A 12,845-nucleotide genomic window follows, 5' to 3' on the forward strand; every position below is an offset into this window, starting at 1 on the left:
CTATGCCAGCCTGACCTTCAATGTCGGCTGGCGCCTGCGCGGCCTGCCCGCCGACCTCGACCAGAACGGGTTCGGCAACAAGGGCGCTTTCGGCACTCTGTCCCTGACCGTCGGATACTGACGGAGAGCATGGCCCCTGGACCGTGCGCCGCAAGAGAGCGCCGCGATCCGGGCCACCCCGCTCTCTTGAACGGCAGGGACCGGGCGGCATAAACCGCCCAGTCCTTGCTTACTTAATCTTCTTACTTCGCCGGCCCGACCACCGCGATCAACCGATCGACGATCGTCGCATCGGCCAGCGTCGACAGGTCGCCCAACCCGTCCAGTTCATGGCAGGCGATCTTGCGCAGCAGCCGCCGCACGATCTTGCCCGATCGCGTCTTCGGCAGGTCGGGCACCAGATAGACCCGCTCGGGCACCGCATAGCGCCCGATCCCTTTCGTCACCGCCAGCGACGCGGCGTCGGCCAGGTCCGGCACGGACGCATCGCGCGCCACCGCGAACACAATCAGCCCCTGCCCCTTGATATCGTGCGGCACACCGACCGCCGCACATTCGACGAAGCGATGGTCGGTCGCCACCACATCCTCGACCTCGGCGGTGCCGATCCGATGGCCCGAGACGTTGATCACGTCGTCAATGCGCCCCGTGATCCAGTAATAGCCATCGGCATCGCGCCGCGCCCCGTCACCCGAGAAATAATAGCCGGGACTGAAGCTGAAATAGGTCTGGCGAAAGCGTTCATGCCCGCCCCAGATTGTACGCGCCTGCCCTGGCCAGGAGCGGGCGATGCACAGGCAGCCCTCCCCTTCGCCTTCGATCACCTCGCCCTTGTCCGTCAGCAGCGTGGCGGCCACGCCGGGCAACGGCAGGGTGGCGGAACCGGGCTTCTGCGGCACCGCACCGGGGATCGGTGCGATCAGGATGCCGCCAGTCTCGGTCTGCCACCAGGTATCGACCACCGGGCAGCGCCCCCGGCCGACCGCCTCATGGAACCAGATCCACGCATCGGGGCTGATCGGCTCGCCCACGCTGCCCAGCAGGCGCAGGCTGTCCAGCGCGTAGCCCTTCACCACCGAATCGTCGTCACGCATCAGCGAGCGGATGGCCGTCGGCGCGGTATAGAAAGTGGTCACCTTGTGGGTGTCGATCACCTCCCACCACCGCCCCGGCGCGGGATAGGACGGCAGGCCCTCGAACAGCAGGATCGTGCCGCCATTGGCCAGCGGCCCGTAGACCACATAGGTGTGCCCGGTGATCCAACTGATATCGGCCGTGCACCAGAACACGTCCCCTTCTCGATGGTCAAAGACCATCTCATGCGTGAACGAGGCCCAGACCATATAGCCGCCGGTGGAATGGACCATGCCCTTCGGCTTGCCGGTGCTGCCCGAGGTATAGAGCAGGAACAGCGGGTCCTCGGCCTCCATCTCGGCGGGCGGACAGTCCGGCGATGCCTGCGCCAGCAGCGGTGCCAGTGCCAGATCACGCCCCTCCTGCATCGGCAGGTCGATGCCCGTCACCGACAGCACCAGCATATGCCGCACGCTGGGCACGCCGCGCGCCAGCGCCTCGTCCATGACGGTCTTCAGCGCGATCCGCTTGGGGCCGCGCCGCGCCTCGTCGGCGGTGATGATCGCCACCGCCCCGCTGTCGTTCAGCCGGTCGGCCAGCCCCTCGGCCGAAAACCCGCCGAACAGCACCACATGCAGGGCGCCAATCCGCGCGCAGGCCAGCATCGCCACCACGCCCTCGATCACCATCGGCAAATGAATCGCCACCCGGTCGCCGCGCTCGACCCCCAGCCCGCGCAGCACGTTGGCCATGCGACACACGCGCTCATGCAATGCGCGATAGGTCAGGCGCTCGACCTGCGACGCCTCCTGCCCCTGCCAGATCAGGGCGATCTGCTCGCCCCGTTCGGCCAGATGGCGGTCCAGGCAGTTGACGCTGGCATTCAGTTTTCCATCCGCGAACCAGCGGATCGACACGTCATCCGCGAAGGACGAGCCCGAGGCCAGCGTGGGTCGCCGCGTCCAATCCACACGTCCGGCCTGGTCGAGCCAGAACCGTTCCGGATCATGCGCGGCATCGGCGGTCATCCGCCGCAGGTGGGCACCATCAACGCCGGCCTGCGCGGCGAAGGAGGGCGGAATCTGGAAAATTTCTTTGTTTGACACTGTATTTTCAATCCGCCTATGCGACCGGTTCTAATGCCGATTTCTTGGTTGGGGGGATGTACATCTCTCAATATAAGAGCTTTGTCTCCATGACACGAGCCCAATTTCAGATCCGGGTGCCCTGTTGCTGAAACATCCGAGACCCCCGTTGGTTCATGGCTCCCATCGCGAGCTTCCATTCGATCATCCGCCGCCACCCAGCCGCTCCGACCCGGTTTCGAGCGTAAAGGGCAGCGCATCCCGCCGGTTGATATCCAGCGCCAGACGATGATGCAGCGGCGGATGCGCGCGCGACCGGCATTCGGTCCAGTCGCACAGATGGCAGGAAATACCGACGGGAATGGCCGGCGCCTGAAGATTCAACCGGTCGGAATAAACGATTTCCGAGGCGCGGGTGATGTCACACCCCATGGCGATGGCATGGACCGGTTGCAGGTCGTTCCAGCCGGTCGAAATGCCCGATACCGTCCGCGAGAAGCACAGGAACGTCCGCCCGTCGGTAAACTGGGCGACCTGCGCCTGCACCACGCCGGGGGTGGCGAAACAGGTATTGGCATTCCATTGCGGGCAGGAATGCCCTTGCCGGGGCACCGGAAAACCGCAGGCAGAGAAACTCTTTGTCATGTTGCCCGCCGGGTCGGTGCGCACGAAGAAGAACGGCACCCCCCGCTCGCCCGGCTTCTGCAAGGTCGAAAGCCGCTGCGCCGCCTGCTGGTACGACACACCGAACCGCGCCGAGAGGATATCCAGATCATAGCGCAGCGCCGTCGCCGCCGCGAGAAACGGCGAATACGGCATCAGCAGCGCGGCGGCGGCATAATTCACCAGCCCGATCTGGATCACGATGCGGGCATCCTCGGTGCTGGGCGCGATCTCCTGCAACAGTGCCTCGATGACCTCCCGCCCTTCCAGCAGCATCAGTTGAAAGGCAAGCTGGAATCCCCGGCTTTCCCGCGGCAGCAGGTCCGACAGCAGCAAGAGCCGACTGTCGGGATCGTAGCGGCGGAACGCCCCGTCCAGAGCGGTAATGCGCACCACGATGCCGTGATGCTGGCGCAACCGGGTCGCGATCATGTGGTTGCTTTCCGAGGGCGCCGCCGCCTCGCCATCGGGCAGGCGGGCCGTCCGCGCCATCTCCGCGCGCACCTGCTCGGCGATCTCTTCCAGGGGGGAGAAATGGTTCAGCCGCTCGTCATAGAGCAGCCGCGCCTCGTCCTGCGGCAGGATGACCCGCGTGCCCGTCGGCAGCATCAACCGGGTCGCGTCATGATGGGCCGCACGGAAGGCCTGATGCAGCGTCAGCACCGCCCGCGCGGCCTCGGGCTGGGCCGCCAGCGCCGCGATTTCCTGCGCCGGCACGCCATGCGCCCCCAGCAGCGGGTCGGAGAGCGCCTGATGCAGCAGCCCCTCCATCCGCTGCTCGTCCACGCCCGACAGTGCCTCGATCGAGACATCCAGCGCCCGCGTCAGCTTGATCAGCAGCGACGCCGTCACGCTGCGCTGGTCATGCTCGATCAGGTTGAGATAGCTGGGCGAAATGCCCAGCCTGACGGCCAACGCCTGCTGCGACAGAGACCGTTCGGTCCGAAGCCTGCGGATAATGCGGCCGATGCGGGTCGGGGACATGCTTATTTACCCGTTTTTACAAATATACAGATCAGTATGTAAATGGTTTTACACCATTCATGATTTAACGTCTTCTTTTGTATGGCATCAACTTCGTGGCTCTCCTTAACTGATCGCACAGGATCATCGAAGAGGAAGGTTCGTCAATGCCCGTCGAATCCATCGCCATCCACAAGGCCGTTCCGCACCTTGCCCGCCACCCCGCCGGCGTGGATGCACGCCTTGCCCGACGCATGATCATGGACAGCCACCGGACCCGGTTCTGAACCCGGCCCCAGCCTGTCCGCTCGACAGACCTGCCACCACATACATTCCGGACCCGAACCTGGTCCGCACCATCCTATCAAGGGGAACCGCCATGTCCCGCCGCACGATTGGTCAGATTCAAGTCGATCACGCTCTCGATGCCTTCGTCACGAACGAGGTCCTGCCCGGAACCGGCATCGCCGCCGACCGCTTCTGGGCCGGCCTGTCCGACATCGTGTCGCAGTTCGCGCCCAAGGTTCTGAGCGCGCTGGCGCGGCGTCGGCTGATGCAACAGGCCGTGGACCAGTTGCTGACTGCGCCGGGCTTCGACGCGGCCGATGTCGAGGGCCAGATCCGGGTGCTGCGCACCACCGGCTATCTCGAACCCCAGCCGTCGCATTTCGAGATCACGACCCGCGATGTGGATGCCGAGATCGCTCATGTCGCCGGCCCGCAACTGGTGGTCCCCGTCACCAATGCCCGCTACGCGCTCAACGCCGCCAATGCGCGCTGGGGCAGCCTGTACGATGCGTTCTACGGCACGGATGCCGAGCCCTATGGCCCTTCCGGCGCACCGGCGCGCGGCTATGACGAACAGCGCGGCGCGCAGGTGATCCGCCGCGTGCGCCTGCTGCTGGACGAAATCACCCCCCTGACACAGGGCAGCCACGCCGACGCCACCCGCTATCACATCGCGGACGGGCGGCTGTTCGCGACGCTGGAAGGTGTCGCCGAACCGGTCGAGCTGCGCCGCCCCGCCCAGTTCGCGGGCTTCCAGGGCACCGGCGACGCGCCGGAGGCGATCGTGCTGCGCAATCACGGCCTGCATATCGAGTTGCGCTTCGACCCCACCGCGCCGATCGGCAGCCGTGACAAGGCCGGCATCGCAGACGTGATCGCGGAATCTGCGCTGACCACCATCATGGATTGCGAGGACAGCGTCTCGGCGGTCGATGTCGAGGACAAGATTCTGGTCTATCGCAACTGGCTGGGTCTGATGAAGGGCACGCTCGCGGCCTCCTTCCCCAAGGGCGGCCGGATGGTGGAGCGCCAACTGGCGCCCGACCGCCGCTACACCGCGCCCGACGGCTCGTCGCTGGTGCTGTCGGGGCGCAGCCTGATGCTGGTGCGCAATGTCGGGCACCATATGTTCACCGACGCGGTGACGGACAGCACCGGCCACGCCATCCCCGAGGGCGTGCTGGATGCCGCGATTACCGCCGCCATCGCGCTGCACGACCTGCGCGGCAATTCACCCACCGTCAACAGCCGCACCGGTTCGATCTATATCGTCAAGCCGAAGATGCATGGCGGCGAGGAAGTCGCCCTGTCCAACGCGCTGTTCGACCGCGTGGAGCAGATGCTGGACCTGCCGCCCAACACGATCAAGATGGGCATCATGGACGAGGAACGGCGCACCAGCGCTAACCTGGCTTCCTGCATCCATGCCGCGCGCAACCGCGTGGTGTTCATCAATACCGGTTTCCTCGACCGCACGGGCGACGAGATCCATTACTGCATGCAGGCCGGTCCGGTGGTCCGCAAGGGCGAGATGCGCGCCGAGCCGTGGATGAGCGCCTACGAACAGCGCAATGTCGCCATCGGCCTGGCCTGCGGCCTGAAAGGCCGCGCGCAGATCGGCAAGGGCATGTGGGCGATGCCCGACCGCATGGCCGACATGATGGAACAGAAGATCGCCCACCCCCGGGCGGGCGCGAACACGGCATGGGTGCCCTCCCCCACGGCGGCGACATTGCATGTCCTGCACTATCATTATGTTGACGTCCGCGCCGTGCAGACCCGCCTGGAGACCACGCCGCCGGCAGCGCTGGAATCGCTGCTCACCCTGCCGCTGGCCCGGCAGATCACCTGGTCGGCGGCCGAACGCCGGGCGGAACTGGACAACAACCTGCAAGGCATCCTGGGCTATGTCGTGCGCTGGGTGGATATGGGGATCGGCTGCTCCAAGGTGCCGGACATCAACGATGTCGGCCTGATGGAAGACCGTGCGACCCTACGTATCTCCTCGCAGCATGTCGCCAACTGGCTGCGCCACGGCGTGATCTCGGAAGAGGACGTCCGGACCTCGATGACGCGGATGGCCGCGATCGTCGATGCGCAGAACCAGGGCGAGGAAGGCTACCGTCCGCTGGCCGAAAACCCCGACGGCCCTGCCTACCGCGCGGCGGCCGAACTGGTCTTCACCGGTGCTACCCAGCCCAACGGCTACACGGAGCCGACCCTGCATCGCTGGCGCCGCGTCGCCAAGGCCCAGGCGGCACAGGGCCAGGGCACCCCCGTGCTGGAACAGACGGGCGCCTGAACCACCATACCTTCCCTGCCCCGCCCCGGATCTGTCACCGGGCGGGGCAGGCCATCGGATGTCGGGTCTTTTTCAAAAAGATCTGATTGCCGGCGCCCCTGGCCCATCCAGGGCCGCCAGAAGCGATGCTGAAGACGCCTGGCGATTATCCGCCTGCGCCGCAGGATGTCGCCCGGATGGCCGTCTCGTCAGATGTTGCCATATGTCGGCATCGCGATTGTAGAAATCCGGCTGAAACTGCAACACCCCGTCAGCATCCAGAAACGCCGTCAGATAGACCACGAATACCGGCACGGGCACGGGCAACACATTGCGCGTGGTCGCGCCCTGCGCGATCCCCTGATTGATCACGTCGATCGGTTGGCGCATCAGCAGGGCGGCAAAGTCGCGGGGATGCTGTACCCGAATGCATCCATGGCTGATGCGCCGATTATCGCGTTTGAAAAGACCCTGGTCCGGCGTATCGTGCAGATAGACATCGAACCGGTTCGGCATGTCGAACATGATCAGCCCGAGCCCCGCATCGGGCCCCGCCTGCTGCTGTATCTCGCCATCCGCCAGCACGACCATCCTGTTCCGCGCCAGATAACCGGGGTCACGACGGATCTTCGGCACAATCTCCCGCTCCGCGATATCCTTGGGAATAACCCATGGCGGATTGTACAGACTTGCCTCGATCTCGGCGCGGAATTCAGGGCTCTGGTTCCGCTCCACATCCTGGCCGACAACCACCCGTGTGGAAAAGACCGGACGATCGGCACGATACAGCACCAGCCTCTCCTCGGCGACATTGACCACCACCCGATCAGGCGGCAGCGATCGCGGCAACCAGCGTTGACGTTCGAGATTCACCGCGAGCCTGCGCACACATGCCGGCTCGCCGCGCTCGCGGCCCGCGGGCAATTGGCGGCATGTGCGCAACGCCCGACGCAACGCCTGGTAGGTCGGCGTCGATGGTGCCAGCGCTTCGATGACCGCCGCCGGGTCTGAACTGTCGATCGCGGCATCGAGCCTGGCGGCCACATCGACCGGTTCGGGCGTCAGCGCCTCGTCGTCCCTCCGGTGTTCCACGGGCACGGCCCCTCGGGCCAGCGCATCGCCGTAAGACAGAAAAGCGTCGGACAGTAACAATTCGCGATCCAGCGGCGACAGATTTGTCCCCCGTCGCAGCAGAGCGGCATGGAACAATTCCGGGTCGAGACCGTTCTCTCCGGCAAGCAGCACGGCCTTGAGGAGTGCATTCGCCTCTGTCTGCCGCGTTGTCCATACGGGCTCGAAACCATGACGCGCATAGAAACGCCGCAGCAATGCGCCATTCACCGGCTCTCCGGAAACGGTCAGTTCCGGCGTGCTATCGATCAGATTACCAAGTTCAGTATTGGCATGTTCCGAATTCGTACCACATGCGGCGAGCACGCATGTGATGGCTAAAACCATCAGGCTGCGTGCGGCTGTGCTGCGGGTGGCAACCTGTGACCGAATGACGGGCGTTGCGTTCTGCCGACCTGACCTGACCACACACCATGATACCCGCACGAAACATGACTCCCGGATTGTCACGGATCACGCAAATAGTAGTTTGACTTTTTGTCAAGAGATGCGCCTAATTACCCGCTATCTTCTGAAATTCCAATTAGGGGGTGCCTGATGTTCTCGGTTTCTGAAACATTGTCCCGTTATAAGCGCCTGCGTGTGGTCACGCTGGTTGCCGCGGCGGTGCCTGTCATGCTTCTGGCGGCCTGTGCTGAGGACAAGCCCCCGCCGCCACCGCCCGCGCCGGTCGAGGCTCCGCCGCCTCCCCCGCCGCCGCCGCCTGTTACGGTTCCGCCGGCACGCGGCTAAGACTTTCATTTTCAACGATCTGATTGATCCAGGCTTCCGCCTCTCCACGGAGAGGCGGAAGTTTTTCCTGTCCATCGACAAGTCGTAATATGTAGCCACAAATCCTTAACAGGGCTGCGGCATCCTGACCCGCGCGCCCTTGGAATATGCTGACGCCATCGGGTGAACACCTCCCTCGCCGGCAATTCTGGCAAACCTGATCGTCATGCGTCAGCCTTGCTCAAATCCGGCGGGACACCCGACGGCACCTCCCCATGTCGTGAAAAATGACCTCCTTCACGATGACAGGGCGCACCCCACTTCCAATGGCGTCGCGCGATTCCGCACATGCCGGGCGCGCGTATTGCAGTGGGGACAACAGCCATGATTGCCGTATCGTCCTTTCACACGCCAGGCCGCTTCGCGGCACGCTCGCTCGGCAGGCCGCCTTTGCAAGCGGCCTCCAGGACCTTCCGCGCGCTTACCCAGAGCGCCTCCTGAAACATGCCTATTCAGCCTGATGGAACATGAAACCAGTTACCAATGGGAGGGTAACATGCCGTCGGATCGCTCCATACGCTTCGGCAACAGGCAGGAAGCCGGTCAGGCACTGGCTGCCACCCTTTTACCATTTGCCGCGTCCCATCCCCTGATTCTCGCCCTTCCGCGCGGCGGGGTGCCGGTCGCATTCGAGGTTGCAAAGGCGCTGGGCGCGGACATGGATCTGCTGTTCGTACGCAAGATCGGCAGCCCCGGTGATGAGGAATATGGTTTCGGCGCGGTCGTGGACGGCGCCATGCCACAAATCGTTCTCGATGAGGCTTATGTACGAGATTTTGGAATAGATGAAGAGACGATCAAAGGAATCGTGACCCGCCAACTCGCCGAGATCGACCGGCAGCGCCGCCTGTATGCAAAGGATCGCCGACCCGTTCCAGTCACCGGCCGTGTCGTAATCGTGGTCGATGACGGGGTCGCCACAGGCGGAACAATGCGCGCAGCCCTGCGCGCACTGCGGAAGAACCGCCCCGCCCGCCTCGTACTGGCCGTGCCCGTCGCAGCACCGGAAAGCGTCGCAACACTCGGTGCCGAGTGCGATCAGGTCGTCTGCCTGTCGCAACCGCAGCCGCTTCATGCCGTCGGTGCCTATTATCGCGACTTCTCACCAGTCGAGGATGCCGAGGTCATCCGGTTGGTCGCGGAAGCCCATGATTTGCGTCGCCACCGCACGACTGGCGGCATCAACTGGTATTCCGAGGCTATCTGATTTTTCGGCCGCGCCCCGTCCCGGTCACGTCGTCCGACGCGCGGCCGGAAGGGTGGATGGCATGCGTCCTTTGTCACGCAGAATATGAATCGTCATGATTTCCCCGATATTCGTCTGGGAAATCAGGCCGATGAATCGTCCCTGGTCATCATTCACCCCGACCGCCGGCACCTGGCTTCCCTCCAGCAGGCGCAGGGCCTCATCCACGCTCTGATAGGGATGCAGGCCGGGAATATCCGGCGTCATCACGTCGGCGGCCATCGTGTCCGTCCGGCCGGCATGCATCGCCTGCAGGATGGCCGCGTGGGTCAGCAGGCCACATAACCTGCCCTGTCCGTCCACGACCGGAAATTCCTGCTGCGGCGTATGGATCATCCTAAGAACGACCTCGTCGATCCGGCTGTCGGGTGATACGCTTTCCAGATGAGTGGTCATGACGTCGGCCACGATCATGCCATGCGCCAATTGCCGAAAAAGCGCACCCTGCGCTTCGCCCGTGGCCCCCAGATAGACGAAAAGGGCGATGAACAGCAGCAGCGGATTGCCGATCAGACCGAGGAATCCAAAGACAAAAGCAATCCCCTGCCCGATTGATGCGGCAATGCGCGTCGCCTGGGCATATCCCATCCGATAGGCCAGCAAGGCCCGCAGCACCCGCCCGCCATCCATCGGAAAAGCCGGGATCAGATTGAAGACCGCCAGAAACAGATTGATGTTTGACAGTCTCGACATCGGACCTGCGCCAGGCCCCTGGATATCGACGGCGGACAGATGCGGCACGGTCCGCGTGATGCCATACAGGATCGCGGCAATCATGAGGTTCACCGCAGGCCCCGCCAGCGCGATCACCAGTTCCTGCGTCGGCTGTTCGGGAATGCGCGCCATCCGGGCGACCCCGCCGATCGGCAGCAGCGTGATATCCTGCGTGCGCACCCCATAATGCCGCGCGGCGATCACATGGCCGAATTCATGCAGCACGACGCAAGCGAACACGGCCACGACAAGCAGAACGCCGTCAATCGCCGCCTGCGTGCCGGACCGCATGCCATAAGCCGCACCGATCCAGATCAGAAAGAACAGGAAGGTGAGGTGAAGGCGAACCGTCGTGCCGCCAAATCTGCCGATCGGGATGGACCAGGTCATTGCCGTGCCCTCGATGAACGATGGCCTGCCGCGCGAGCACGGTTAACAGAATTGCACGGCATAAGTTCACCGACGCCCGCACATCCCGCACGACAGCGTGCCGCCTTGCCCGATCACAGAGTCCGGAGGCGTATTGTGTCTCGCCGCACCGCACGCATCTCCACAGGAAAGCGAGACAGATCCATTTACAATAAGGATCAGGAACAATGAGTGCCCGAGACCGCATTCTGATCGTCGTTGCGGACGGAGAGCATGCCCGCTTTGTGCAGCCGGCCGAAAATCGCACGCTGCACACCATCGAATCCTTCGATGCCATATCCGCCCATCAACGAACGTCCGACCTCGGAGACGACGCACCAGGAGCGACCTACCACACCGGCTCCACCGCCCATCATGCCCTCAACCCACGTCATGACCGCCACAGGCTGGAGATAGCCTCATTCTGCAAATTCGTCGCCGAACAGATCAATGAACAGAACCATGAATACGAAAAGCTTCTCGTCATTGCGCCATCGTCCAGCAATGCGGGCATCGTCAGTCATCTCAGGCCCGAAGCCAGAACGAAGATGATCGGCAGCATCCGGAAAGATCTTACGAAAACGCCAGACCATTTCCTGAAAGATCACATTGAATACGTGATCTGACCGTACAGACCCGAAGATCGTGCCTCATCTCGCAATAGCCAGGCGGCCGTATCAACGCAGAAGAAAGCCGGTCAGGATATCGGTCAGCCGGCCGAAGGGCGGGCGCAGCAGCGTCGCGGCATTCCAGCGTCCCTGCCGATAGATGCCCCTGGGATGGGTCAGCGCCATGAAGCCTTCCCGCCCGTGATAGGCACCCATCCCGCTGGCCCCCACCCCGCCAAACGGCAGGTCGTCCTGTGCATAATGCAGCAAGGTGCCATTGATCGTAACGTCACCGGATATCGTCCGCTCCAGTACCCTGTCCTGCAAGGACGACTGCGTTCCGAAATAATAGAGCGCCAGCGGCCGGGGACGATCATTGATGAACGCAATGGCCTCATCAATCGTGCGATAGGTCAGCACCGGCAGCACCGGCCCGAAGATCTCTTCCTGCATCACCGCCATCTGCGGCGTGACATCCAGCAGCAGAACGGGCGCCATGACGCGCGCCCCCGCGGCTCGGCCACATTGCCCGCGCCCAGGCTCCTCGCGCCCCAACCGGACGATCCGCGCCCCCCGTTCGCCGGCATCCCGCACCAGACCGGCCAGACGATCGTAATGATGCGCGTTCACCACCCCGGTATAATCGGCCGAGCCGCTGAAGCCGCAGGGATAGCGTTTCGCCACCACTCTGCCGCAGGCCTCCACGAAGGCATCCCGGTCATCCTCATGGATCAGCACGTAATCCGGCGCGATGCAGGTCTGCCCGCCATTGGTCAGCTTGCCGAACACGATCTGCTCCGCCGCCCGCAGGGGCAAAAAGCCGGGCTCGATGACGGCCGGTGACTTGCCGCCCAGTTCCAGCGTCACCGGCGTCAGATTATGCCCTGCCGCAACCGCGACCTTCCGGCCCACCGCCGTACTGCCGGTGAACAGCAGATGATCGAACGGCAGGGCCGCGAACAGCGCCCCCACATCGGCATCCCCCGTCACGACAGCGGCCTGATCGGCCGGAAAGACCGCCTCCACGATCGTCCGGATCACAGCCGACGTGGCCGGTGTCAATTCCGAGGGCTTGATCATCGCCCGGTTGCCGGCCGCGATAGCCGTCGCCAGCGGCACCAGCGCCAGCGACACAGGGTAGTTCCACGGCGCGACGATCCCGACCACGCCCACCGGCTGGCGCACCACCCATGCCCGCCCGAACAGGAAATAGGGCGAAACCCGCCGCCGCTCCGGCTTCATCCACCCAGGCAGGTGCCGCGACAGGTAATTGATGGCCCGCACCAGCGGGACCAGTTCCACGATCGCCGTCTCCCGCGCCGAGCGCTGCCCGAAATCGGCATTCAGGGCGCGGGCGATATCCTGGCGCCGCCGCAGGATCTCGCCCTTCAGGCGCCGCAGGTCCTCCCGCCGCTGCCGCACGCCGGGCGGCCCGTCGCGCAGAAACGCATGGTGCTGACGCGCCAATATCCGGGACAGTTCGGCCTGCCGGTCTTCCAGCGATGCGATGACGGCCATCACGGCCTCCATGTTTACAAAAGAAACTTCCTCATGCCAGATACGCTTCACGCCTCTCCGGCGTCAATAAATGTTTCTTCTGTCCACATGGAGCG

The 12,845-nt window shown here is 64.0% G+C and carries 9 protein-coding genes; 4 read left to right on the forward strand and 5 right to left on the reverse strand.

Annotated elements, in window-relative coordinates; genetic code table 11:
• Nucleotides 1-242 precede the first annotated feature (242 nt).
• Nucleotides 243-2,180, reverse strand: a complete 1,938-nt coding sequence (gene acs / locus C7453_RS17365) for an acetate--CoA ligase (RefSeq protein ID WP_114729351.1) — start codon at nt 2,178-2,180, stop codon at nt 243-245.
• Nucleotides 2,181-2,363: 183 nt separating this feature from the next.
• Nucleotides 2,364-3,806 (reverse strand): helix-turn-helix domain-containing protein, encoded by a 1,443-nt coding sequence (locus tag C7453_RS17370; protein ID WP_114729352.1) that lies wholly within the window; start codon nt 3,804-3,806, stop codon nt 2,364-2,366.
• 358 nt (nt 3,807-4,164) lie between these two features.
• Between C7453_RS17370 and C7453_RS17375 the strand changes: the two genes are divergently transcribed.
• Nucleotides 4,165-6,375: a malate synthase G gene (locus tag C7453_RS17375; protein WP_114729354.1), complete on the forward strand. Its 2,211-nt coding sequence runs from the start codon at nt 4,165-4,167 to the stop codon at nt 6,373-6,375.
• Between the two features lie 72 nt (nt 6,376-6,447).
• Here the strand turns inward: C7453_RS17375 and C7453_RS17380 are convergent, their stop codons facing one another.
• Nucleotides 6,448-7,812, reverse strand: a complete 1,365-nt coding sequence (locus tag C7453_RS17380; RefSeq protein WP_114729356.1) for a L,D-transpeptidase scaffold domain-containing protein — start codon at nt 7,810-7,812, stop codon at nt 6,448-6,450.
• Between the two features lie 210 nt (nt 7,813-8,022).
• Here C7453_RS17380 and C7453_RS17385 point away from each other — a divergent pair, with 210 nt between their 5' ends.
• The gene (locus tag C7453_RS17385) at nt 8,023-8,217 is read left to right on the forward strand and encodes a hypothetical protein (RefSeq protein WP_114729358.1); all 195 of its coding nucleotides are present in this window, start codon (nt 8,023-8,025) and stop codon (nt 8,215-8,217) included.
• A gap of 535 nt (nt 8,218-8,752) precedes the next feature.
• The gene (locus C7453_RS17390; protein WP_114729427.1) at nt 8,753-9,463 is read left to right on the forward strand and encodes a phosphoribosyltransferase; all 711 of its coding nucleotides are present in this window, start codon (nt 8,753-8,755) and stop codon (nt 9,461-9,463) included.
• Nucleotides 9,464-9,487: 24 nt separating this feature from the next.
• On the opposite strand, the gene C7453_RS17395 is transcribed toward C7453_RS17390, so the two are convergent.
• Nucleotides 9,488-10,606, reverse strand: coding sequence for a site-2 protease family protein (locus tag C7453_RS17395; protein ID WP_114729360.1), 1,119 nt, complete (start codon nt 10,604-10,606; stop codon nt 9,488-9,490).
• A 206-nt stretch (nt 10,607-10,812) separates the two neighbouring features.
• Between C7453_RS17395 and C7453_RS17400 the strand changes: the two genes are divergently transcribed.
• Complete coding sequence (locus C7453_RS17400) at nt 10,813-11,250, forward strand: host attachment protein (RefSeq protein WP_114729362.1); 438 nt, start codon at nt 10,813-10,815, stop codon at nt 11,248-11,250.
• Between the two features lie 51 nt (nt 11,251-11,301).
• Here the strand turns inward: C7453_RS17400 and C7453_RS17405 are convergent, their stop codons facing one another.
• Nucleotides 11,302-12,762: a coniferyl aldehyde dehydrogenase gene (locus C7453_RS17405; protein ID WP_114729364.1), complete on the reverse strand. Its 1,461-nt coding sequence runs from the start codon at nt 12,760-12,762 to the stop codon at nt 11,302-11,304.
• Nucleotides 12,763-12,845 lie beyond the last annotated feature (83 nt).

The sequence above is a fragment of the Gluconacetobacter liquefaciens genome (assembly GCF_003350405.1).
Classification (GTDB): Bacteria; Pseudomonadota; Alphaproteobacteria; order Acetobacterales; family Acetobacteraceae; genus Gluconacetobacter; species Gluconacetobacter liquefaciens.